This window comes from Psychrobacter sp. GP33 (assembly GCF_014119005.1).
Taxonomy (GTDB): Bacteria; Pseudomonadota; Gammaproteobacteria; order Pseudomonadales; family Moraxellaceae; genus Psychrobacter.
This window is the reverse complement of the sequence record NZ_JACGYX010000003.1, coordinates 95831-120100: the sequence shown is the minus strand read 5'-3', so window position 1 is coordinate 120100 and position 24270 is coordinate 95831. Positions and strand designations below refer to the sequence as shown.

The following is a 24270-nucleotide window of genomic DNA, read 5'->3' as shown; positions in this document are numbered from 1 at the left end:
GAGATGTTTATAATATTGAAATTATATCACAGCTCATTATCAGACTGTATTTTGCATTCGCTTTCGCTGTGACAAATCGACCAGTTAATCCGCTAACGCTTTACTTGCCATCTCATCTGCCATTACTAATGCTTGGTATAAGCTAGTAGCACTAGCACCGCCACGCCCTGCCAAATCAAGCGCCGTACCGTGATCGACTGAAGTGCGAATATACGGCAAGCCCAATGTTAAATTAACGGTATCACCAAAACCATGCGATTTAAGCACCGGCAAGCCTTGGTCATGGAACATCGCAATAACGGCATCACAATTGCTAAGATGTCGTGGTGTAAATAAGGTATCAGCTGGCATGGCTTCTGAAATATCAGCCCCTTTGGCAATAAACTCTTGTAACACCGGATTGATAATCTCAATCTCCTCCATTCCCAAATGCCCACCCTCACCAGCATGCGGATTCAGACCACAAACTAATATACGCGGCTGTTTAAGACCAAACTTCGAACGCATATCATCGAGCACAATTTGTACTGTTTGTCGTACATTTTCTTTAGTAATTGCCGCAGGAACATCTCTTAATGCCAAATGAGTAGTGACAAGCGCGACTTTCATCGCTTGATTGGCAAGCATCATCACTACTTTATCACAGCCACTTTGCTGCATAAAAAACTCGGTGTGTCCGCTGAACATGGTGCCATCTAACAATTTAATATCAGCGTCAATCAACGCGGACTTTTGCAAGGGACCGGTGACAATGGCAGCGACTTGGTGAGTGACAGCAAGTTGATGGGCAATCTCCAACTGCTGAGCGACCATAATCGCGTTATTAATGTCAATTTGTCCGGCAATCACAGGTGCACCGCATGGCACATCGAGCAAGATAAAATCATTGGCAACCGCATCATTGCTAGTCAGCTGTGCTACTGCCTCAACAAAATCAGTTGCTTCTGCTTGCGCATCTACGATTTGCCACGCGGGACAACTCTGTAGCACGCCCGCAGCAATAAGCTGTTCTGCGCGTGCCTGCATCGCTTCGGCATCGGCAGTCACCCAAATAGGACGTCCAGAACCTTGTAATTTATTTTCTTGCGCCAAGATTAGTACCACATCCATACCAATTCCGGCAGGCTCACCCGTTGTTAGCAGTAAAGGTTGTTTTTGCATAGCAATATCCTTATTAATTTTTAACTATCAGTTTTTATTGTGTTTTTTAAGTATAGGCTGGTGTTTCAAAATGTAGCTTAGAGTATGATTTATACGCATAAGCGCACGCGAGTAGTGACGAAAAATCATCAATATAGAACTCAGTGTGCTCGTAATGTGATAGACTTTCGCCCTTGATTGTAACATCAATTACTGCGTCGTTAGCGCTCGTTTTGGTACCGCTATTGTTGGTACTTAATGCATTTTTTGAAGATATTGCTTGTGACAGTATTTGCTTATAATGGTAATTGCTTTTGATGGTAATCGCTTGTCATAGCAATAATCCTGACGCGGTCGATTTTATGATTTCTAACTCTTTTAACTTTTATATACTGATGAACAATTAGGCACTCATGGCAGACACCGACAAAACTGACGACTTACTCAATCAGACACCGCCGCACAATATTGATATTGAAAAGGCGCTACTGGCCTCTTTAATGAGTATTGAAGAAGCGTACGACAAGATCGCCGATATCGTTTCTAAAGATGACTTTTATGCCGGACGTCATCAACATATTTTTGATGCGATTGCGCATTTGGCAGCGGTAAATGAGCCTTATGATACGGTAATGGTGCATGATTGGTTAGAGGCACAAAAGCTATTAAAAAATGCAGGCGGTGACAGCTATCTTGCCGATATTTTAAGCCAAAGCCCAGCGACTTTATTTAATCTGACCGCCTATGCTCAGCGCGTCCGCGAGCTATCAACGCTGCGCCAGCTCATTACGACTGGCAATGAGATGCTAACCTTGGCATATAACCCTAAAGACAGAACCGTCAGTGATATTTTAGATAGTGTCGAAGCGACTATTTTTAGTATTAATGAGCAACATAATAAGCGCGCTGAGCAACGTGGACCCGTTGGTATTACGGCGGTTTTAACCAATGTGATTGATAAAATCCAAGAGCTAAAATCTAATCCTGATGGCATGATTGGACTGCAAACGCCCTTTGTGGAGTTGAATAATAAAACTCAAGGCTTGCAAGCGGGCGATTTGGTCATTGTTGCAGCGCGTCCTTCAATGGGTAAAACGACCTTTGCAATGAACTTAGCCGAAGGAATTTTATTTAATGAAGATTTGCCTGTCGTCGTATTTTCAATGGAGATGCCGGCAGAATCTATCGTGATGCGTCTGTTGTCGTCGTGGGGAGCAATTAACCAGACCCATTTGCGTTCAGGACAAATGAATGAGGATGAATGGGCAAAAATGATGAATGCGATTCAGCATTTGCAATCCAAGCATTTATATATTGATGACAGTACCGCCCTACCGCCCTCCGAGCTACGCTCTCGCTGCCGCCGTATTGCCAAAAACCATGACGGCAAACTAGGCGCCATCATTGTCGATTATCTACAATTAATGAAAGTGCCTAGTCTTGATGGTAACCGTGTTGGGGAAATCTCAGAGATTTCACGGAGTTTAAAAGCATTAGCGCGCGAGCTTGAATGTCCAGTTATCGCGCTATCGCAGTTGAATCGCAGCTTGGAGAATCGCCCCAATAAGCGCCCAATCATGTCAGATTTGCGCGAATCTGGAGCAATTGAACAGGATGCCGATTTGATTATGTTTATTTATCGCGATGAGGTTTATAATGAGAATTCAGACCATAAAGGCGTGGCTGAAATCATTATTGGTAAGCAGCGTAATGGTCCTATTGGCACGCTACGATTAGCGTTTGAGGGTCAATTCACCCGCTTTACCAACTTGACGCCTGAGTATTATCAAGGCAGGAGCTTTGATGATGAGTAGCACTTAAGTGATTGCTATTTATTCGTTAATTTATTTTTCATCCATTTTTTTAATCCTATTCCGCTACGGATAGTAAATTGCTATTTATAAAAAGAGCTTTGACTGATCTGTAGCTTTGCTTTAAAACCCTGCTAATAAAGAAGCCGATTATGCGCACCATCACGATTAAGCCTCAAGCACTTACCCACAACATAAACCAAGTCAAAAAACGAGCGCCCACTGCTAAAATATTAGCCATGGTAAAAGCCAATGCGTACGGACATGGGGTTAAAGCGGTATTACCGGCGCTCGCACAGGCTGATGGTATTGGTGTAGCAACGTTGTTAGAGGCAATAGAAGCGCGCGACTTGGGTTGGGTTAAAACCATAGGCTTAATCGAAGGGGTGTTTACTCAAAGCGAATGGCAGCAAGCGATTGACAATGATTTAAGCTGTGTGATTCACCATTATCCGCAGCTTGAATGGGCATTAGATAATATCCCAGCGATAGACAGTTCAACACGGCAAGTATGGCTAAAATATAACACCGGTATGAACCGTTTGGGCTTTAATGAGCAGACTATTTTGGATGCCGCTCAGCGTTTGCATGATGCCGGCTATCAAATGATATTAACCACTCATTTTGCCAATGCTGATGATGTTCATCATCCTCTCAATGCCATTCAAAAACAACGCTTTGCCGATATGCTTAATATCTTACGAGAGACTGTGAGCCAAGATATTCAAGGCTCGCTATGTAATTCATCGGGATTAATCAATTTTCCCGATAGTCATTACGATTGGGTACGTCCAGGTATCATGCTATACGGCAGCTCACCCATTAAGAATATGTGTGCGCATGATTTAAACTTGCAACCAGCGATGGATTTTAGCGCGCAGATTATGGCGCTACAAACGATAAAAGTGGGTGATGCCATTGGCTATGGCAGTCACTGGATTGCGCAGCAAGAAACCAGAACTGCGTTGGTAAGTATTGGCTATGGTGACGGCTATCCGCGCATACTCAATCAAGATGCTTATGTTTCAGTTATCGATGAAAGCACCAATCAAAGCTACCCTTGTCCCGTTCGCGGTCGGGTGGCGATGGATATGATTGTCATTGATATCAGCTCCACGCCTATAACGCTTGCTTTAGATAGTAAGGTGATACTCTGGGGCAGCGCGCCGCATGTTGATGAGGTAGCGAACCATGCTGGAACGATAGGATATGAATTGTTATGTCGCCTAAGTACCCGACCGATGCGCGTACAGAGTTAGGCAGCAGCACATCATAATAGTAAATCCTAATCTTATCGTTAATAAAGCGATCTTAAAAGTAGTCCCAAAATAGCAGGTAAATATTTTAGTAAGTGGCTTTATTCGTAAATCATTTTCATAGAAAAATGGTCAAATTTATTATGGCAAAATTGGGCGTTTACATTATCCTTAATTACGCTATACTAAAATTTTGTTGTCAGCACGGTATTGGTCATTTTGCCATGTCGTTGACCACTGATAACCTTCCTTTTTTCATTGACTGTGATCGACTGCTAGGATTGCTATGAGTTTGCGCCATTTTTTGACCTTATCTGATTTAACCAAACAAGAACTAGAAGCCCTTATCAAACGCGGTAGCGAGTTGCGCAAAATGCAGCATGCCGGCGAGATTTACCAACCTTTTGTTGGTCGGACGTTGGGCATGATTTTTGAGAAGTCCTCTACCCGTACGCGTATCTCCTTTGAGACTGGCATGGGACAATTTGGCGGCAGCGCGATATTTTTGTCACCGAATGATACCCAATTAGGTCGCGGTGAGCCGCTTGAAGACTCCGCGCGGGTGATATCCAGCATGGTCGATATCATTATGATTCGTACCTTTGGGCATGAAAAAGTTGAAACCTTTGCAGAATACTCTAGCGTACCAATTATCAATGCTTTAACTGATGAATTTCATCCGTGTCAGTTATTGGCGGATATGCAAACGTACTATGAGCATCACGGCAGTATCGAAAATAAAATCGTCACGTGGGTTGGTGATGGTAATAATATGTGTGCCTCTTATATGCAAGCAGCAAATCAGTTTGGCTTTGAGCTACGCATAGCAGCACCTTACGGCTTTGAGCCAGATCCTGTACTTATGGAGCGCTTCTCACATTGCGTCAGCTTGGTTGAAAATGTCCAAGATGCCGCAAAAAACTCAAATCTTATTGTCACCGATGTGTGGGCAAGTATGGGGCAAGAGTCTGAGCAAAGCACCCGCGCGCGTCGTTTTGCGCCTTATCAAGTGACGCCATCGCTATTGGATAAAGCTGATCCTGATGTGGTGTTTATGCACTGCTTGCCTGCGCATCGTGGTGAAGAGATTTCTCACGATATGCTTGATGATCCGCGTTCAGTCGTTTGGGATGAAGCTGAAAACCGTTTACATGCTCAAAAAGCACTGATGGAATTTTTATTAAAAGATAAAATTAAATTATCTTAATCATATAAAAACGTAATTAAAAAGCACATAAAAAAGGCAGGCTACTTAACGTAACCTGCCTTTTTCTTATCTTTTACTTAAATATTCATTAATCAACTTATTAATGAATATTTAACGCAGCAAGCATTAATGCAGAATAGTTTTAACGCCATCATTGCCAGCTTTGAGTAAGATATCCGCTTGATTAGCAGCAAAAATACCATTACAAACTACGCCAACGATATTATTTAATTGCTGTTCAAGGGCGATAGGGTCACTAACATCCAAGTCATAAGTATCTAAAATTACGTTGCCATAATCAGTAACGAAATCTTCACGATATACTGGCTCACCGCCCAATTGTGCCAACTGGCGAGCGACATACGAGCGTGCTTGTGGTAAGACTTCAATCGGCACCGGAAATGCGCGCCCTAAAACATCAACCATCTTGCTGTCATCAACCATGCATATAAATTGCTTGGACGCTGCGGCAACGATTTTTTCACGGGTTAATGCGCCACCACCGCCTTTAATCAATTGCAAATGTGCATTCACTTCATCTGCGCCGTCGATATATAAATCAAGCGTACCGGCAAAGTTTAAATCGACCACTTCAATACCCAGCGCACGCAGCTTATCTTCCGTCACTTGCGAGCTGGCAACCGCACCGGCAAGTCTGAGCTGTGGCAATAACTCAATCAGGCAATTGACCGTGCTGCCCGTCCCTACACCAAGTATCATATCGTCTTCAATATAGCGTAGCGCAGCCTTGGCAGCGGCTTGCTTTTGTGCGTGCTGATCACTCATCTTAAATCCTTGGCAAGGTAAAATAATATAAAAAATGCGCGCTTATTATAACTGATAGGGCTAAGCACTGGCTATGCTTGTCTGAGGTCATTGATAACCATTCATTGATATTCTCGTATTAAAAACAGCCTATTATTATAATAATCTACCCATTTTATAGGTTAAATTAATACTTAAAGTTAAGCTGACACCCTTATCGCCTTAAAATGGATGGCAAAAATTGCAATTGTGTCTTGCAAGATACTGAAAATCAGCATAGGCTAATCTATTTCGTTTTTACCATTGTTTGTCTTCTATTTATTCACATCTACATTAGGAACCGTTATGCTGTCACACTGGGTACGAGCCATCTTGCAAGCCACCGTCTATGACGTTGCCATTCAAACCCCTCTTGAGCCTGCACCCAAGCTGACCCAGCGTTTTGCTAATGATATTCGTCTAAAACGTGAAGACCTACAACCAGTTTTTTCTTTTAAATTACGTGGCGCTTATAACCGTATTAGCCAGCTGAGTGACGAGCAAAAAGCGCGTGGCGTCATTTGTGCATCAGCGGGCAATCATGCTCAAGGCGTGGCTTACTCTGCTCGTAAACTATCGCTAAACAATATCATCGTCATGCCAACCACTACCCCAGACATTAAAGTCGATGCGGTAAAAGCATTGGGCGGTAATGTTGATTTATATGGCGATAGCTTTGATCAGGCAAATCGTTATGCGATTGATCGCGCTGCACGTGAAGGCTTAACTTTTATTCCGCCTTATGACGATGAACTGGTCATTGCTGGACAAGGAACAATTGGGCTTGAGCTGACCCAACAATGGCGCAATATGGATTATGTGTTTGTAGCCGTTGGCGGCGGCGGTCTTATCTCAGGAATTGCAGCATTTTTGGGTGAAGTGGCACCACATGTAAAAGTCATTGCGGTAGAAGCGGATCAATCGGCTAGCTTAAAAGCAGCGCTGGAAGCCAATGAGCGAGTAATACTGCCACAAGTAGGTTTATTCGTCGATGGTGTTGCCGTTGCCCAAATAGGTAAACTGCCGTTCGATGTGGTGCGTATGCAAAAAAGCGATAACTCAGGACCTGTTGTTGAGCCAGAAGTCGTTACTTGTACCAATGATGAAGTGTGCGCTGCTATTAAAGATGTGTTTGAAGAAAACCGTAGCATCGTTGAGCCTGCTGGCGCGCTCTCCGTTGCTGGTATGAAAAAATATATCAAAGCGAATAATTTACAAGGTAAAAACTGCGTTGGCATTATCTGCGGTGCCAATATGAATTTTGATCGCTTGCGCTATATTGCTGAGCGTACTGAAATTGGTGAGAAAAAAGAAGCTATTTTTGCCGTGACCATTCCTGAAAAAACGGGTGCATTTTTAAACTTCTGTCGCAGCTTACATGGCCGTAATATCACTGAGTTTAACTATCGTGCCGACCATCAACAGTCACCCGACTCTATGGATCCGGCGGCTATTTTTGTAGGTATTGCACTAAAAGAAGGCGATAAAGAGCGCGAGACTATCAGCAATCAATTAGCCGCTGACGGCTATCTAGCGTATGATTTAACCGATGACGATATTGCCAAATCGCACATTCGCCATTTGATTGGCGGTCATGCCCATGTCGAAAATGAGCAATTATTAAAAATCAAATTCCCTGAACGTCCGGGCGCTTTATTAACTTTCTTAGAAAAATTGGGTGATGACTTTAATATTACCTTATTTCATTATCGCAATCATGGCGCTGCTGAAGGTCGGGTATTGGTCGGGCTACAAGCCTCTGAGAGCAATTCACGCTTATTACAAGATGCGCTGCTCGATATCGGCTATGACTGTATCGCTATCAATGATAATATCGGCTATCAGTTATTTTTAAAATAAACACCTCACCAATTACATAGTGAATAGTAATAAAAAGATGCCATTATGAAAAAAACAATGCTCGTTGTTATATTATTAATATTGGCATTTTATAGCTATCAACACTTTCAAGCTAAAGGTGATATAGATAGTAACGCGTCTGCGGGCGTGTCATCATCTGCTATGAGTATTGCTGACGTTGATAATATTGCGCCAACTTACGTGGATGATGAAGCCATACAGCCCGTTGCCGCAAATTTCTCTTGTGACGGCAGGCAACATTGTTCACAAATGACGTCCTGCGCTGAAGCAACTTACTTTATTCAACATTGCCCTAATACGCAGATGGACGGTAATAATGATGGCGTTCCTTGTGAGCAGCAGTGGTGCCATTAATAAGTAATACCTGCACAAAACTTAGACTTTTAATTAAGGTATTTGACCTCATTTATATCTTAATCTGCTAACGAGGTTTTGATGAGTAAACATAATGATAACGCTGGTGTGCCAGCCAAAATCCGCCTTGATAAATGGTTATGGGCGGCGCGGTTTTATCGGACGCGCACTCTTGCTAAGCAAGCCATTGAAAGTGGTCGCGTGCATTATGCTGGCAGTCGGGTAAAGACCAGCAAAGAGATTGCCGTTGGCGATGAGTTAACCATTCGTCAAGGCTCTGCCACGGCAATGACTGAAAAGACAGTTATTGTTGAGGCATTAACGATGCAACGTGGCAATGCGACTGCCGCACAAATACTGTATTCTGAAACAGAGGAGAGTGAAACACGTCGCGCTCATTATGCGGAGCAGCGCAAACTTGCCAATCTTGCTCGCCCAGACAATAAGCCCAATAAGAAAGAGCGCCGCGATTTGCACCGCTTTAAAAGCAGTCAAGACTAAGTATTTAAGCCGTTAAGTAATGCTATTATTAATTTGTTGATGCGCTTAGCGAGATTTGGCAATGTCTCGAATGACGGTATTGTTTAGTGTCGGCTATTGCCATCCGCTTAATTAAGCGTTACGCTGAGCGCGAATACTGTCGCTATTGACATGCCGATACGCCAACATTGCGATGCTGGTTTGTGCTGGCATGTTTTTTTATGGTTATAAAAGGTACTATTATGCTGATTAAAGCGTCTGCCCCTTCATCTGTATTATTGGTGTGCTTAGGCAATATATGCCGCTCCCCAACTGCCGAAGAAATCTTTCGTCAGCAAGCTGCGGTTGCAGGGTTTGAGATTAAGGTCGATTCTGCCGGTACTGGAGATTGGCATATTGGTCATGCACCTGATGAACGCGCGCAACGTCATGCAAAAGCGCATGGCTATAACATCAGTAAACTCAAAGCCCGCCAAGTAAGTGCGGATGATTTCCATGACTTTGACTTGATTTTAGCGATGGATGGTCAAAACTTAGCCGACTTACAAGCAATCAAAGATAGCGTGGGGGGCGAAAAAGAGAACTTGGCTAAATTGGCTTTATTTAGTGAAGAAGACCCTACTTATGGTGGTGATGATGTTCCTGATCCGTATACTGGTGATGGTGATGCCTTTGAAGAGGTCATTGAGCGTATCGAATCAAGTGCGCAAGCTTGGATTGAGAGCTGGAAGAGTAACTAAGCCATTTTTACTGTTATAGCTATGCCTTGTTATGTTCTATCCTTTAGTCTATAGGATACTTTAAACCCTTATCCATTCGCCACATAGGTCGTTTTATGACGTTAGCTTCACGCTCTGCTTTGCATACTCATGATGACTTGATGCTTAAACAGCAGCATGATCTGTCGCAAGCTAATACGATGGCACTAGCTTGCGTGGCAGATACGGTAGTGACATTAACAGATGAGGCGCAGCTTGATGATTTTATGGCGGGCTATCGCAATAATGATGAGCAAGCGCCTTTATTTGTATTATCTGGCGGTAGCAATGTGTTGTTGCCAGCTACGTTAAAAGCGACAGTGTTACAACCACACATGCGCGGTATTCATCTGATTGAACATACGGATGATTATGTCGATATTGAAGTGATGGCGGGCGAGAACTGGCATGAGTTGGTTTTATATACGGTCAGTCAAGGTTGGTATGGGCTAGAAAATTTAGCGCTAATTCCTGGGCTGACGGGCGCGGCACCAGTACAGAATATTGGTGCATATGGTGTACAGTTAGACGACTGTTTACAATATGTGCGCGCCTATCATTTACCGAGCAATACTTGGCATCAATTATCAGCGCTTGATTGTCAATTTGGCTATCGCGATAGTGTGTTTAAGAGGGAACCCAATACATGGCTGATTAGCCGTGTTGGCTTGCGTCTACATACTGATGCGACGCGTATTTTAGCCAGTTATGGCGATGTGCAGTCGATCGCACAGCGTTATGCTGATAATCAGGGTCGTCAAAAGCCCATACCTGTCGATGTAATGCAGGCAATTATTGATATTCGCCAACAAAAACTTCCTGACCCCAAGCAATTGCCCAATTGTGGCAGCTTTTTCCAAAATCCAATTATTCACCAAGCACAGTTTACCGAACTGAAAGAGTCTTACCCTAATATTGTCGGCTACCCTATGCCAGATTCTATGGTCAAAGTCGCAGCAGGTTGGCTCATTGAGCAAGTAGGCCTGAAAGGCGGCGGTATTGCCCCAATTATGACGCATAGACAACAAGCATTGGTATTGACCAATCATGCGCCCTTTATGGCTACTCAAAAAAATGTAGCAGCGGCACAAGACTATATCGCAAGCTGTGTATATGAAAAATTTGCCATTACCATTATGCGTGAGCCGGTGTGGGTACAAGTGGACGCAACGATTGGACTTGGCAACCATGCCGTCTAGACGTCTGTTATCAAAACGACTATGGCGCTGTTACTTGCGCTCAGCTGAACGCACGATTAAAATTTTTCGTATCATCAATATTACTTTTATCATTGGTACAACCATGGTGATTGTGGTTATTATCAGCTTATTTACCCCGTTGTTTTCGCGCACCGTTGTCTATTTATTTCAGCATTTGCCATTACCGCTGATGACAGGTGCTGCAATGAGTTCACCACCAACTGCCTATGTCATACTTGGCGGCGGTCTTACCAATGATCATAATAATCGTACTATCTTAAACGGTTATAGCCTAAACCGCGTTCGTACAGCGGCAACCGCGTATCACGATTTGCCGTTACCCATAGTCTTGAGCGGTGCTGAGGCTCCATGGCTTGGGCAATGGCTGATTGAACATGGCATTGACGGCATTATTAGTGAAAATGCCAGCATGAACACGTGTGAAAATGCGCGTTTTACTGCCAAACGTATACCTTTACATCACGTTTATCTAATCACTGATAGCTACCATATGGCGCGCGCAAGGCGTCAGTTTGCGCTCAGTAATATTAATACCACAGCCATGGCAGCGCCTTTACCGGTCAATCTTGACTGGATGCAACCAGCGCAAAACCTAACCCACTCACGCCGCGCTGTCTATGAAATTGCCGCATATCTTCGAGATATTCTCAGACCCCAATCCAACTGCCGTCATGCTGACGAAGTTAGTGAGCAGCAACTCTTAACACCAAGAGGCAGTGCAGTAAAAACCTTCCCTTAAATAGACAATTTTTAACACTCGTACTCTCTTATCAATTTGATTATGAATACAATATAATCAATGGCAAGTATCATAGTGCGCATTCATTATGCTGATAAACAGCGTATAATGAATGTGTTCCTTTATCAAAACCGTCAGCCAAGAGGTGTTTCATGCTCAGCATATTTTTATTAATTCCATTAAGTCTAATGCTGTTTGTGGTCGCCATTTGGGCAGTACGTTATGCAGTAAAATCTAATCAGTTTGAAGACTTAGACAACGCTTCTCAGCGTATTATTTTGGATGATCGCCAAGAGCGTAGGCAAGTCATAAATGCTCATCAAACTACGGCTGCTAGTGACCAAGCAAACTTATCTATTATTGATGATACAGCTCTTAACTCCTCTACTGCTGATAATAAGAGTGAAACTAATAAGTGATGATCGTTAATCAATCATCGTGCTATCTATTGTTAAAATCACTCATAGCAACACCACCTATCACGTTATATAAATTTTAAATTGTTTTTTAAACTGCCTTTCATATTAAGAGATACTTATTATGACCATTGCTTTATTGGTTGCTGCCTTGCTGATGGGATTTTTTGGTTCACCGCATTGCTTAGGGATGTGTGGTGGGTTGGTTGCTGCTTTTGGGCTATCCATGAAGGATGTTAGCCCAGCAAAACGTCGTGGCTTAATTGCTACTTACCACGTTGGGCGACTGCTCAGCTATGCATCATTAGGGCTGTTAGCCGGCGTTATTGGCACCACTGTGTTAGCACCACTGATGGTGGGTAATAATATCCCGCGTATTTTGCTTGGTTTGGTGTTGGTTTTTGTGGGTATGATCATGCTTGGCGCACCATTTTTAAATAAGCTTGAGCGCTTAGGCATGCACTTTTGGCAAGCGTTAGCCCCTTTACGCAAAAAGGTATTCCCACTTACGACTTTTCCACGAGCGTTAACAGCTGGTTTATTATGGGGATTTCTGCCCTGTGGTCTGGTATATGGTGCATTATTGATTGCGGTGGTCGGACATGATCCATTAACAGGTGCCGTATTAATGTTTGCGTTTGGCTTGGGCACTGTGCCCATGTTGGTGGCGACTCATGGCACGGTTAATTGGCTACGCACTCAAATCGGACGCTGGCGCTTACGGCAAATGAATGGTGCGATTATGATGCTATCAGGACTGGCGGTTATCGTCGTACCGATAGCTATGAGTAGTATGCATGGTGGACACTCTGGGCATGGCGCTGGTATGCCTATGGATCATAGCGCCCATTCAGCCATGATGTCCAAAGAAAGTATGTCTCATCAAGCTAATATGAGCCATATGGATCACGATATGACACATAATGCACATGCCGATATGAATCATAGTATGGAGCAAAATATGGATGATATGCCAAGTGAACCTCATATGAATAGCCAGCATTCAGCGTCAACAGAGCATGCTCATCAATAATGTTTTGATAACCGCTATAACAATAGTTTTTACTAAAAACTCAGTAATTTTCATTATAAAAAGCCCTTAACGTCATGATTAACGTTAAGGGCTTTTTTATGATAATTAGCTAGTTCATAGCTTGTTCTAAATTATTCTTGCCACTGCTCAAGCGTAAACTTAGTATCTAAATGCTTCTCTAACTCTGGAATATTAAAGGCATCATCTTCGCTAACAAAGCTAATACTAATTCCAGCTTGTCCTGCGCGTCCCGTACGCCCAATTCGATGCACGTAATCATCTGGCTGATCCGGTAAGGTATAATTAATCACATGGCTGATATCATCAACATGAATACCGCGCCCTGCTACATCAGTCGCCACCAATATTGAAGCATGACCCTCTTTAAAACGTTGCAAGTATTTTTCACGTTTTTGCTGAATCACATCACCTGATAACATGACAACTTTATGAGCTTGGCGCAATTTATGATACAGTCGCTTCACTTGATCTTTACGATTAGCAAAAATAATAATTTTATCGACAGAGTTATCACTAAGGATACGCTCAAGCGCTGCTAACTTTTGACTCTCGCTTAGAAGATAAAAATGCTGATCCACCAATTCACTGGTTTTATGCTCAGGCTCAATTTCGACAAACTGCGGCTCATGAAGCCAGCGATAGGCTAAATTCATGACATCTTGATTAAAGGTTGCTGAAAACAGTAAACTTTGGCGATCCGTATTGGCTGGCATCTTCCCAACCAAACGCTTAATATCAGGAATAAAGCCCATATCTAGCATTCGATCTGCTTCATCTAACACCAACACTTCCACCCGATCCAAATACACCATGCCTCGATTAACAAGATCAATCAAGCGCCCCGGTGTCGCTACCAAAATATCTACATATTGTCGCTCGAGCTCATGCTGCTGGGTTTCATAATTGGTGCCGCCCATAATACAGACGCTGTGCAGCGCCGTATATTTCGTTAAAGCAATACAATCATCAAATATCTGCTGGGCAAGCTCACGCGTAGGCGCCATAACTACTGCTCGTGGCTCTCCCAAATAACGCTCTTCATCGTCAGCAAATGGTCGCGTCAGCAACGACTGCATAATGGTTAGCAAAAATGTCGCAGTTTTCCCGGTACCAGTTTGCGCCTGCCCGATAGCATCTTGATGGGCTAAGGTATGCGGCAATATTTTTGCTTGAATAGCCGTTAGTTCCGTAAAACCTAGGTCATCAATCGCCCGTAACGTTGGTTCTGAAAGTGGCAAGTCCGTAAAGGTTATGAAGTTACTCAAAAAATTATCCTTACTATAGTAACGGCTGATATAAGAGGTACAAGTCTTTAATAAAATTATCTTAAGTACAAGATTTTAAATATAGAGCTCTTAAGTATAAAAGTCTGAATTACAACAGCCTTCAATGTAAACTATCAGACACAAAAAAGCCAAACCTAATGCCATAATCGCACCGCAGACATTGTGATAATGCCCCTATCGGTAAGATAAGACAGGCTTGGCTCGTTAGTATATCAGTAGTTCATCAAGTCACCACCACTCAACGGTAATAATGACTAAATGACTTTTACAAAATACCAAATAATTCACTTAGCTACTTAGTCTACCTTTCGAACTTCTTCTGCTTGTAGACCTTTTTCACCTTCAGTCACGCTGAATTCTACCTTTTCACCGTCTTGTAGTGAGCGATAGCCATCACCTTGAATAGCGCGGAAATGGACAAAAATATCCTCACCACTATCGCGCTGAATAAAACCAAAACCTTTTGAATCATTGAACCACTTGACAATACCTTGTTCACGAGCTGACATAATATTACTTCCTAAAAAGTGTGCTTAGCCCCAAATCCCTTTGCTAAATTGCATATAAGCGGGGTCTAAATAAAATCATGAAATTAGTATCTAAAATGATGACTACTCGTAAAGCCAAACAAGTTAGCTTTATTAGCGCTATTCTTTTAGACACCAGTCGTTTGCAAGCATATCTGTAACAAGCTTGCAATGTTTACCACCTAAAAAATATCATAGCATGGGTTTCTAGTAACATAAAGCCTTTTAACCCGATTTTTGACGACTATATGGCATTTTGTGTAATTTTTTTATAAAATAATTTTCAAACTGTTATGATAAAAGCTTGCAGTAATTACAAGAGTAGTTATAGAACTATAGATAGTCATAAATAACAAATATCATAATAAAAAATAGTCTTTCATAAAAATACTAAACAACGGTCTTATATTTAAAAAATTTTATATTGAAACAACTTGTTTTTACTCAGCAAACTCTTTTATTATTATACATACACAGAGAATTTTATGAGCAACCCTTCTGTCCCTAACGTCCAATCTCAATCTGTATCCACACAGCTACCTCGAAACTTGACTCATAAACTATTACTAGTGAATGGCGTAAACCTAAATTTACTGGGCAAGCGTGAACCTGAAATCTATGGACATACCACACTTGCTAATATTGAGGCACAGCTCACTGCTAAAGCTGCAAAATATGGGATTGAGCTTATCTGCATTCAATCTAATTATGAAGGCAAATTGATTGACGATATCCAACATTATGGCTTGTTGGCTGATGCTAAAGTACAAGTTGATGCCATTATCATCAATCCTGCTGCCTTTACCCATACCTCTGTCGCAATCCGTGATGCGCTCCTTGCCACGCAAAGACCTTTTATCGAAGTGCATCTATCGAACGTTCATAGTCGAGAACCGTTTCGCCATTTGTCTTATCTAAGCGATGTGGCAGTGGGTGTTATTTGTGGTTTAGGCGCTTTAGGCTATCAAACAGCGCTGGATTACTGGCTAATAAATACCTATAACATTGATTTAAATGCTGAATAATGGGTTACTTGGCACGGCGGATAGCTTTAGTAACGCAAGCCAACTGGTTAAAGATTTATAGTTTGATTACACTGTATTTATTGCGCCCTAGATTTATTGCAAAAAGCAACCTTGTATATTGAGCATAAATATCAATATAGAGTGGCGGTCAGTATCGATATTGAGCCCCTATAAACGTGGCAATAATAAATAACTTACGACTTAATAAATAATTAATAACACACAGACAGTCAATAAAACACGGTGATATGAATGGCACAATCGTCCGGAAAACGCTTTATGAAATTGGCGGGCATGACGGCAAGTATTGCAGGTAAGGCAGCGAAGAATTCATTAAAGCACCTATCTAGTGACGAAGAAAAACGTCTGCAAGCACGTTCAGACATGATGCAAGATGTGGGTATTCAGATCGCAGAAACGCTAGGTGAAATGAAAGGCGCAGTGATGAAAGTGGGGCAAATTGCTTCACAGTATAAAGATGTGTTTCCCCCGGAAGTGGCAACGGCATTAGAAAAGCTGCAAAAAGATGCGCCGCCGATGCCTTATGCACAGATTAAAGCCCAAGTTGAGCGCGAACTGCAAGGGAATATTACTGAATTATTTGCTGAGTTTGAAGAGACTCCGTTTGCAGCCGCGTCTATCGGTCAAGTCCATAAAGCGGTTTTGCCTTCAGGGCAGCATGTTGTCGTAAAGGTACAATATCCTGATGTCGACAAAAACTGTGATAGCGATTTAAAACAAGTACGTATGGCGCTTAAAATCGCAGGCGTACTGAATATGAGCCGAGCGCTACAAGAGCAACTATTTGCCGAAATTCGCCAAAGCTTACACGATGAGCTTGATTACGTTAAAGAGGCGCACAATTTACGCATTTTTGGCGGATTTCATTCTCGGGATGACGGTATCATTATTCCCAGAGTCATTAGTAGCCATTCTTCCAAACGAGTATTGACACTGACAGAAGAGATGGGTGAGCCGCTTGCCGTTGCCGCAACCTGGGATAATGATATTAAGCAAAAAATAGCCACTCATTTATTTCACTTCACCGCAGGACAGCTGTTTGGCTTATACCGAATGCATTGCGACCCTCATCCGGGCAATTTTGCTTTTCGCGCTGATGGTAGTGTCGTTGCTTACGACTTTGGCGGTATTCGAAGCTACAGTGATAGCGAAGTACAACTGTTTCGTCGTTTCGCTCAGCATGCCATCAAAGGTGATGTGACCGCTCTTGAACAAGATTTAATTGCGCTAGAAGTCCGCCGCGATGATAGCAGTTTGGTTCCAGGGGATTTTTATCAGCAGTGGTTAACAATTGGACTCAAACCGTTGTCTATCCCCCCTTATCAAGAAGGCCCATTTGACTTTGCAAACAGTCACGTGCATCACGATGTCATCGCTCAGATGAGAACTTCGCTCAAATACTTTGGGCAGTTTCAACCTTCTGCAACCACAATGATGCTGGATCGCACCGTATCTGGGCAATATTGGAATTTGGTTAATTTAGGGGTGAAAATTGATTTGTCACTGTTGGTTCATGAGTATTTATAGATAATTAAATGACAGGTAAGACATAATTATTCGCAAGTGAATATATGAAAATAAAGATTAGATATGCAAGGCATGACCACAACGATCGCAAAACGTAGCATTTACTGCATGACCAAATTTACCACAGTTTGGACAGGCAATAGGGTTCAACTGCGGACGCATATTACGTGCCAGCTCAGCAGTAAAGATTCCGGTCGGTACGGCAATGATAGAATAACCAGTTATCATGACCATAGACGCAATCGCCTGCCCGATTGGAGTCTTAGGTGACATATCGCCATAGCCAGTTGTGGTCACGGTCACAACTGCCCAATAAATGGACACCGGAATACTGGTAAAGCCATTTTCTGCACCTTCAACCACATAGATAACCGCGCCAAAAATTGTAACCAACAATACCAGAGACAAGAAAAATACGGTAATTTTTTGCTGGCTTGTCTTTAACGCTGATGCTAAAAATCCGGCTTGCTGCATATAAGCCTTAAGCCCAAGTACCCGAAATATTCGCAAAATTCGCAAAATTCGAACAACTAATAGATATTGAACGCCCACAAACATTAAGCTTAAATAACTTGGTAATACCGATAATAAATCCACTACCCCAAAAAAGCTAAATACATAACGTAAGCGATTAGGTGCTGAAAACAGTCGTAAAAGATACTCAATAGTGAATAAAATAGTAAAAAACCATTCAGCATAAAAAAATACCGTGCCAAACTGTAAACGCATATATAGCACACTATCGAGCATCACTACGCTCACACTGGCTAAAATTGCAATTAGCAATATAACATCAAAAATTTTACCCAAACGCGTATCTGTGCCTTCAACAATAATGTGAATGCGATTACGCAGATGGGTTACGGCTTCAGCAGTTGGTTGCTTCATAAAATCAGTAGGTTCGTGAACTCATGGATGGGTGCGTAAATAAATATACATTTATAGTTGCGCATGCTTTAAATAGAGATAGAGTGGCTGAGAGTGATTAAATTACATAGAAGTGGTTTATAATATGACCCACTCACGGTGTAATTTTTGACAGTGTAGCAAAAATTCGTCGGTAACAATATAATATTCATTTATTTGCATGAGTGCTTATACAAATTTTAGCGCATATTGAGTCTCTCAATATACAATGTAAACTTTGTAAAATAAAAAAATATAAGAATCTATATCAACTACTGTTTTATTAGTACTATAAATCGTCAGCAACAGTTAAGGATGTAACATGGCAGGTCATTCAAAATGGGCTAATATTAAACACCGCAAAGCCCGTCAGGATGCGGTAAAAGGCAAAATATTCACCAAAATTATTCGTGAAATTGTCTCTGCTGCCAAGCAAGGTGACCCCGACCCTAATAAAAATCCACGTCTACGCGCCATCATTGAAAAAGCCTTGTCCGTCAATATGACAAGAGATACTATTAATCGTGCTGTCGCGCGCGGTACCGGCGGCGGTGACAATGACAATATGGAAGAAATAAGTTACGAAGGCTACGGCATCGGTGGCGTGGCGGTATTGGTCGAGACTATGACTGATAATGTCAATCGCACGGTTAGTGAAGTGCGTCACGCATTTACCAAGCATGATGGCAATTTGGGTACTTCAGGCTCTGTCGCTTACCTATTTGATAAACGTGGTGAAATCAGCTTTAATGATGTGAGCTTAGAAGATGAAGTGATGCTAGCAGCATTGGATGCAGGTGCACTTGATATTGAGAACGATGGCGACACACTATTAGTAATCACTGACGTAGAAAATTTTGGACAAGTAAAAGATGCCTTAAATGCAGCTGGCTTGGTCTCGGATAATGCAGAAGTGACTATGTCACCTGCGACCACAGCAGATATTGACAATATCGATGATGCGATTAAAGTAATGAAAATGATTGATATGCTAGAAGATATTGATGATGTACAAGACGTATATAGTAATGTCAATTTCACAGATGAGGTGATGGCGCAGCTTGAAGCACAATAGTAGTGGTTCAAATAACTATTTGTTAAACTGCAAAAAACTACATTAAATAAAAAAGCCAAACGGTCAAAGCGTTTGGCTTTTTTATTACTTTTAACTTGATTAATACTTTAAAGAATGAGTATTTAACACAGCATTTATATATTACATTGGACACCTTCAATCGCTAATAGATACGCTTTCTTATCTACCCCGCCACTATAACCGCCAAGCTTACCATCGCTACTAATGACGCGATGGCAAGGGACGATAATACTAAAAGGATTTTTTCCATTGGCATTAGCAACTGCTCGAAACGCTGTTGGTTGATCAATATTATCTGCTAATTTAGCGTAGCTAATAGTTTTCCCATAAGGTATCTTTTGCAGCGACGCCCATACTTTTTGCTGGAATGGCGTTCCTATACTGACATCAAGCGGCAAGTCAAAATACTGGCGCTTACCGTTAGTATATTCATTGATTTGTTGAATAGCCTTTAATAATAATGCTTGGTTAACCTCATTATCATTAAGGTTATCTTGAGCAATAAAATTAAAACCATCCTCGTTAATGGAATAATGTTTTTTGAGTAGTCCTAAAGCCTTAGATTCTTGCCACTCTTGATTCTCTGACAGCCAATCTATACTAACCATTTTAGGCACATTATTTACCATATGACTTGCTAGCAATAACGCAGCTTTAGGATATGATCGATGGTTATGAGTCATATCTGATAGCGCAACACGGGTGATAATCATAGCTATAAACCCTTTAGAAAGGTTATTAGAACTTACTCTTTATCGTCGGTTTCAAACAATGCTGCGACAAACTGCTTCGGACTAAAGGCGCGCAAATCATCAATCGACTCGCCAACACCAATATAGCGAATTGGCACATCAGTGGTTTCAGCAATATTAAAGACCACGCCACCTTTTGCGGTACCATCTAATTTGGTAATAGTAATACCCGTTAATGGCACAACCTTATTAAATAACTCAACTTGATTAATCGCGTTTTGACCTGTGCCCGCATCGAGTACAATCATGCCTTCATGGGGCGCGCTGGGGTCAGCTTTACGCATAACCCGAACTACTTTTTCAAGCTCTGCCATCAAATGGGTTTTATTCTGCAAGCGTCCTGCAGTATCAGCAATCAGGACATCAATATTTTTTGCTTTAGCCGACTGCATGGCATCGAAGATAACAGAAGCGCTGTCAGAGCCATGACCTTGAGCGACAACTGGGATGTCATTACGATCACCCCAAATTTGTAACTGCTCAGTAGCAGCCGCACGGAAGGTATCACCCGCAGCTAGCATGACCGACTTACCCTCGCCTTGTAAGCGTTTGGCAAGCTTACCAATAGTGGTGGTTTTTCCCACTCCATTTACACCCACGACTAAAATAACAAAAGGTTGTTTGGTAGTATCAATAACTAAAGGCGCAACTTTTGGCGTTAAGATATCAACCAGCTCGGTTTGTAGCGCTTTATAAAGCGAATGAGCATATATCAAATCGCCACGCGCGGTTTGTTCGGTTAAGCTTTTGATGATGCGATTGGTGGCGCTCACGCCAATATCAGCAACTAGCAGCTGGTCTTCAACTTCTTCTAATAGCTCATCATCAATCTCTTTACCACCAATAAGAATACTAACCATACCTTCAGCAAGATTTTTGCGAGACTTACTGAGTCCAGTTTTCATCCGATTAAACCAGCTACCTTTCTGTTTATCTTGTTGCTGACCCTCTTGGCTTTCTTGCAGGTTTTGTTCGGAGTATTGTGATGTATTTTCCTGCTCTTGCGTAACCGTAGATGACTCTATGGGATTGCTTTTATTATTAGCATTGGTAATATTATTATTAGTAATACTAGAGGTTATAGCGCTGGCATTTGTAGCATTAACAGCTATCGAAGTAACCGCTACTCCGTCGCCCAATTGCGCTTGTAATGGCATTTTAGGAATGATTGATTGATCAATAACAGGCTTCGGTTGAGAGCTTGTTGATGGTACAGTTGATAAGCCACTTGATACTTCTATTTCAGTTGGCTTAGTTGTTTCTGGTGAGATAATGGGTGTACCCAACGCAATATCTTTGCTCACATTGGGTGCTGATACATCGTTATTGACCTGGATTTTTTGCTGACTTAAAGCGTCCTGACTAGTTTGCACGTCTATTAGCGCGTCTGCTTCATCAATTATCGGCACCGATTGCACCGGCATGCTGGGTAAGGTAATATCATCGTCATCCAAGTCATCAAACCCTCCATCTAGGTTGATGACGACACGATTGGCATTATCTGCATTATTCATAAATTCGCCCTAAAATTGGTATCTTGAGTAATATAATTATCATGCCGGTTATAGCTGCACGGGCAACAATACTAGCAACAGTATGCATTTTTATTATAGTTTAGCATAATTCAGTCGACGCTCAGCCCCATGATAAGGGCTATTACTATTCCATTTAATGCTTCTAAGAGAGGTTAGCTTAAGGTTTAGTCACAAAATTATGACTTTTGCTACGCTAAACTTCGCTACAGTCTGCTTACCGTTATGTCGTCATATAAAGTCCATTATAACTTTACTCATAATTGTCCTATTATTTCCCCTGTTCATTAACTACTTTTGGAATTGTTATGTCATTAACTCCTCATGCTAATTTATCTGCTACAACACGTCTTACCAATTCGTATTTTTCAAAATACTTAAAACTAGGAATGGTATGCACAACAGTAACATTAATGATGTCTTTGACAGGATGCAATACAACACATGAATTTAAGCCAACTGCCAGTGTCATAGTTGGGGCGCATAAATCTTTATAATTATAGCCCATGACAATAAATATCAATAATGAATCGTTATGACAAGGTTGAGTATTAACAATCACCAGCGTTACTTTGAATAAATAAGGTCTATCATGTTGCGTATACTGCACTCACGTACAAATAAAACGTTCAGAACTATACCTAAAACAATAACTAACATTATCAATGCACTATTTATTATGGCACTGTGCTACTCGACTTTTGGTTGCGCAACGTTACAAGCACTTGAACCAACTGCCATTTTTATTTCTAACATTAAAGATATTTTATAGTCGAATTTGGCAGTTAATATCTGATTACTTTAAGAAGATTGTTCCATTTAGCAGCATCAGAGATCAAAAATAAATCTTTAGCATAAACTCATTCAGACATCATTTTTATAAGTAGAGCTTTTATGTCATCTTCTATTGTCTTGCGTAACGCCTTCGCATTAGCCCTTGCCAGTACCCTTGCCGCTTGTCAGACCACTACTCTCACCCAACCTGATGCATCGTCATTGCCCACAGTACCCCAAGCCAATCAAACCACAAATACGCAAACTGACAACTCATCACTTAAGCCGTCAAAACTAGCAATGGATATCTCAGGGCGTCATGAATATGTGCTGGATAATGGCTTAAAGGTAATTATCAAAGAAGATCACCGTGCCCCTGTGGTTATGACCCAAATTTGGTATCGAGTGGGTTCAACCGATGAGCCGCTGGATAAGGGTGGTATCTCACATCTACTGGAGCACATGATGTTTAAAGGTACCAGTAATGTATCTAGTGAAGACTTTGAGCGGCTGATTGCAAAATTTGGTGGGGTCAATAATGCGTTTACCAGCTACGACTATACGGGCTACTACGAGCTGTTTCCAGCGAATCGCTTGCCACTAGCGCTAGAGTTAGAAGCGGATCGCATGGTCAATTTACGCTTTGATGCTAAGGAATTTGCCAAAGAGCATCAAGTGGTAATGGAAGAGCGTCGTCAGCGTACCGATGACAATCCACTTGCAAAGGCTTATGAGTCGTTTCGCCTGCTGGCTTTGCCCAACAGCCCTAAAGGTGAGTCCGTCATTGGTCCAATGAGCGAGCTTGAATCGATTACCTTGCCCGAGTTAAAAGACTGGTATAAAACATGGTATGCACCTAATAATGCCACGTTGGTTATCGTTGGCGATGTGAAGCCTGAAGAGGTATTAACTCAGGTTAAACGCTACTTTAGTAAGCTGCCGATCAGTCAGCTGCCCCAGCGTCCATCTGTCAGCCAACGAGGTTTTCGCGGTTATAAACAAGTTAGCTCCGAGCAAGCAGTACAAGTGCCTGTATTACTCATGGGATATAACGTACCAAGCTTACTGACGATAGGCGCAAAAGATGAGAAGCAAGCTTATGCCTTATCGCTTGCTCAGGACGTATTAGATGGCGGCTTGTCTGCGCGTTTAGAGAAGCGTTTGATTCGCGAGCAAGGTTTACTAACCTCCGTTGGCACCTCATATAACTTGTTAGATCGTGGCGATGGGTTGTTTTTAATTCAAGCCACACCGCGTGAAGGTGTTAGTTTAGAGCAGGCACAACAGGCAATTATCGCCGAAATCAATAAATTGACGACGGATCCAATTGCACCCGATGAGATTAGCCGTGCCAAAACCAATACCGTCACCGGACTTATCTACGCTCAAGACAGTATGGAAGGACAAGCGCAAATGATAGGCTCGCTACAATCTATTGGACTGGATGATCGACTGCTTGCGACTTTACCTGCTAAGCTCGATAGTATTACGGTTGCCGATATTCAGGCAGCAAGCAAAAAATATCTGGTTAAAGACAACTTAACTGTCATGCATATCGTTCCACCCGCTGATAAAGCAGGAAAGACTGACGCAGCAAAAACGAATCAGACCACTAAGATAACCAGAGCTAAAGTCGCTAATTAAGACTACTAATTAATATTGCTCCTATGTGCCCTTAGCTACTTTATGCAGACTCATATTTAA

At 42.0% G+C, this 24270-nt stretch carries 22 protein-coding genes and 1 pseudogene; 15 read left to right on the top strand and 8 right to left on the bottom strand.

What is annotated here, in order from left to right; genetic code table 11:
- Nucleotides 1–84: 84 nt before the first annotated feature.
- Nucleotides 85–1161, bottom strand: a complete 1077-nt coding sequence (gene pdxA, locus H2245_RS05310) for a 4-hydroxythreonine-4-phosphate dehydrogenase PdxA (RefSeq protein ID WP_182406354.1) — start codon at nt 1159–1161, stop codon at nt 85–87.
- Between the two features lie 392 nt (nt 1162–1553).
- Here pdxA and dnaB point away from each other — a divergent pair, with 392 nt between their 5' ends.
- From dnaB to argF, 3 genes are all read left to right on the top strand, one after another.
- Complete coding sequence (gene dnaB, locus H2245_RS05305) at nt 1554–2954, top strand: replicative DNA helicase (RefSeq protein WP_182406353.1); 1401 nt, start codon at nt 1554–1556, stop codon at nt 2952–2954.
- Nucleotides 2955–3103: 149 nt separating this feature from the next.
- Nucleotides 3104–4210 (top strand): alanine racemase, encoded by a 1107-nt coding sequence (gene alr / locus H2245_RS05300; RefSeq protein ID WP_182406352.1) that lies wholly within the window; start codon nt 3104–3106, stop codon nt 4208–4210.
- Nucleotides 4211–4493: 283 nt separating this feature from the next.
- The gene (argF, locus tag H2245_RS05295; RefSeq protein WP_182406351.1) at nt 4494–5414 is read left to right on the top strand and encodes an ornithine carbamoyltransferase; all 921 of its coding nucleotides are present in this window, start codon (nt 4494–4496) and stop codon (nt 5412–5414) included.
- 126 nt (nt 5415–5540) lie between these two features.
- Here argF and rpiA read toward each other — a convergent pair whose 3' ends face one another.
- Nucleotides 5541–6200, bottom strand: coding sequence for a ribose-5-phosphate isomerase RpiA (rpiA, locus tag H2245_RS05290; protein ID WP_182406350.1), 660 nt, complete (start codon nt 6198–6200; stop codon nt 5541–5543).
- Nucleotides 6201–6524: 324 nt separating this feature from the next.
- Between rpiA and ilvA the strand changes: the two genes are divergently transcribed.
- The 8 genes and pseudogenes from ilvA to H2245_RS05250 all read left to right on the top strand — a co-directional run bounded on the left by ilvA (nt 6525) and on the right by H2245_RS05250 (nt 13099).
- Nucleotides 6525–8078: a threonine ammonia-lyase, biosynthetic gene (ilvA, locus tag H2245_RS05285; protein WP_182406349.1), complete on the top strand. Its 1554-nt coding sequence runs from the start codon at nt 6525–6527 to the stop codon at nt 8076–8078.
- A 225-nt stretch (nt 8079–8303) separates the two neighbouring features.
- Nucleotides 8304–8453 (top strand): annotated as a pseudogene (locus tag H2245_RS12210) (excalibur calcium-binding domain-containing protein); the annotation flags it as partial.
- 81 nt (nt 8454–8534) lie between these two features.
- The gene (locus tag H2245_RS05275; protein WP_182406347.1) at nt 8535–8954 is read left to right on the top strand and encodes an RNA-binding S4 domain-containing protein; all 420 of its coding nucleotides are present in this window, start codon (nt 8535–8537) and stop codon (nt 8952–8954) included.
- Nucleotides 8955–9175: 221 nt separating this feature from the next.
- A complete protein-coding gene (locus tag H2245_RS05270) occupies nt 9176–9673 on the top strand; it encodes a low molecular weight protein-tyrosine-phosphatase (RefSeq protein WP_182406346.1) in 498 nt (165 codons plus the stop codon).
- 140 nt (nt 9674–9813) lie between these two features.
- Nucleotides 9814–10890, top strand: a complete 1077-nt coding sequence (gene murB, locus H2245_RS05265) for a UDP-N-acetylmuramate dehydrogenase (RefSeq protein WP_259365117.1) — start codon at nt 9814–9816, stop codon at nt 10888–10890.
- A complete protein-coding gene (locus H2245_RS05260) occupies nt 10880–11650 on the top strand; it encodes a YdcF family protein (RefSeq protein WP_182406344.1) in 771 nt (256 codons plus the stop codon). The genes murB and H2245_RS05260 overlap by 11 nt, the downstream gene beginning before the upstream one ends.
- Before the next feature lie 152 nt (nt 11651–11802).
- Nucleotides 11803–12069 (top strand): cbb3-type cytochrome oxidase assembly protein CcoS, encoded by a 267-nt coding sequence (gene ccoS, locus H2245_RS05255; protein WP_182406343.1) that lies wholly within the window; start codon nt 11803–11805, stop codon nt 12067–12069.
- 121 nt (nt 12070–12190) lie between these two features.
- Nucleotides 12191–13099, top strand: coding sequence for a sulfite exporter TauE/SafE family protein (locus H2245_RS05250; protein WP_182406342.1), 909 nt, complete (start codon nt 12191–12193; stop codon nt 13097–13099).
- Nucleotides 13100–13230: 131 nt separating this feature from the next.
- On the opposite strand, the gene H2245_RS05245 is transcribed toward H2245_RS05250, so the two are convergent.
- Entirely contained in the window at nt 13231–14385 is a 1155-nt protein-coding gene (locus H2245_RS05245; protein ID WP_182406341.1) for a DEAD/DEAH box helicase, read from the bottom strand.
- A gap of 317 nt (nt 14386–14702) precedes the next feature.
- Nucleotides 14703–14915, bottom strand: a complete 213-nt coding sequence (locus H2245_RS05240) for a cold shock domain-containing protein (RefSeq protein WP_182406340.1) — start codon at nt 14913–14915, stop codon at nt 14703–14705.
- Between the two features lie 503 nt (nt 14916–15418).
- Between H2245_RS05240 and aroQ the strand changes: the two genes are divergently transcribed.
- Together aroQ and H2245_RS05230 are read left to right on the top strand one after the other, a co-directional pair.
- Nucleotides 15419–15958: a type II 3-dehydroquinate dehydratase gene (aroQ, locus tag H2245_RS05235; protein ID WP_182406339.1), complete on the top strand. Its 540-nt coding sequence runs from the start codon at nt 15419–15421 to the stop codon at nt 15956–15958.
- Nucleotides 15959–16210: 252 nt separating this feature from the next.
- Nucleotides 16211–17506, top strand: coding sequence for an AarF/ABC1/UbiB kinase family protein (locus H2245_RS05230; protein WP_182406338.1), 1296 nt, complete (start codon nt 16211–16213; stop codon nt 17504–17506).
- A 57-nt stretch (nt 17507–17563) separates the two neighbouring features.
- Here H2245_RS05230 and H2245_RS05225 read toward each other — a convergent pair whose 3' ends face one another.
- Nucleotides 17564–18394: an ion transporter gene (locus H2245_RS05225; protein WP_182406337.1), complete on the bottom strand. Its 831-nt coding sequence runs from the start codon at nt 18392–18394 to the stop codon at nt 17564–17566.
- Between the two features lie 340 nt (nt 18395–18734).
- Between H2245_RS05225 and H2245_RS05220 the strand changes: the two genes are divergently transcribed.
- On the top strand, nt 18735–19487 hold the full coding sequence (locus tag H2245_RS05220) for a YebC/PmpR family DNA-binding transcriptional regulator (protein WP_182406336.1): 753 nt from the start codon (nt 18735–18737) through the stop codon (nt 19485–19487).
- A 134-nt stretch (nt 19488–19621) separates the two neighbouring features.
- On the opposite strand, the gene H2245_RS05215 is transcribed toward H2245_RS05220, so the two are convergent.
- The 3 genes from H2245_RS05215 to H2245_RS05205 form a co-directional block, all read right to left on the bottom strand.
- On the bottom strand, nt 19622–20191 hold the full coding sequence (locus H2245_RS05215; RefSeq protein ID WP_259365116.1) for a methylated-DNA--[protein]-cysteine S-methyltransferase: 570 nt from the start codon (nt 20189–20191) through the stop codon (nt 19622–19624).
- A 62-nt stretch (nt 20192–20253) separates the two neighbouring features.
- Entirely contained in the window at nt 20254–21165 is a 912-nt protein-coding gene (ftsY, locus tag H2245_RS05210) for a signal recognition particle-docking protein FtsY (RefSeq protein ID WP_220464386.1), read from the bottom strand.
- Between the two features lie 949 nt (nt 21166–22114).
- Nucleotides 22115–22402 (bottom strand): hypothetical protein, encoded by a 288-nt coding sequence (locus tag H2245_RS05205; protein ID WP_182406335.1) that lies wholly within the window; start codon nt 22400–22402, stop codon nt 22115–22117.
- Between the two features lie 284 nt (nt 22403–22686).
- On the opposite strand from H2245_RS05205, the gene H2245_RS05200 reads away from it, so the two are divergent.
- Nucleotides 22687–24210 (top strand): pitrilysin family protein, encoded by a 1524-nt coding sequence (locus H2245_RS05200; RefSeq protein WP_182406334.1) that lies wholly within the window; start codon nt 22687–22689, stop codon nt 24208–24210.
- Nucleotides 24211–24270 lie beyond the last annotated feature (60 nt).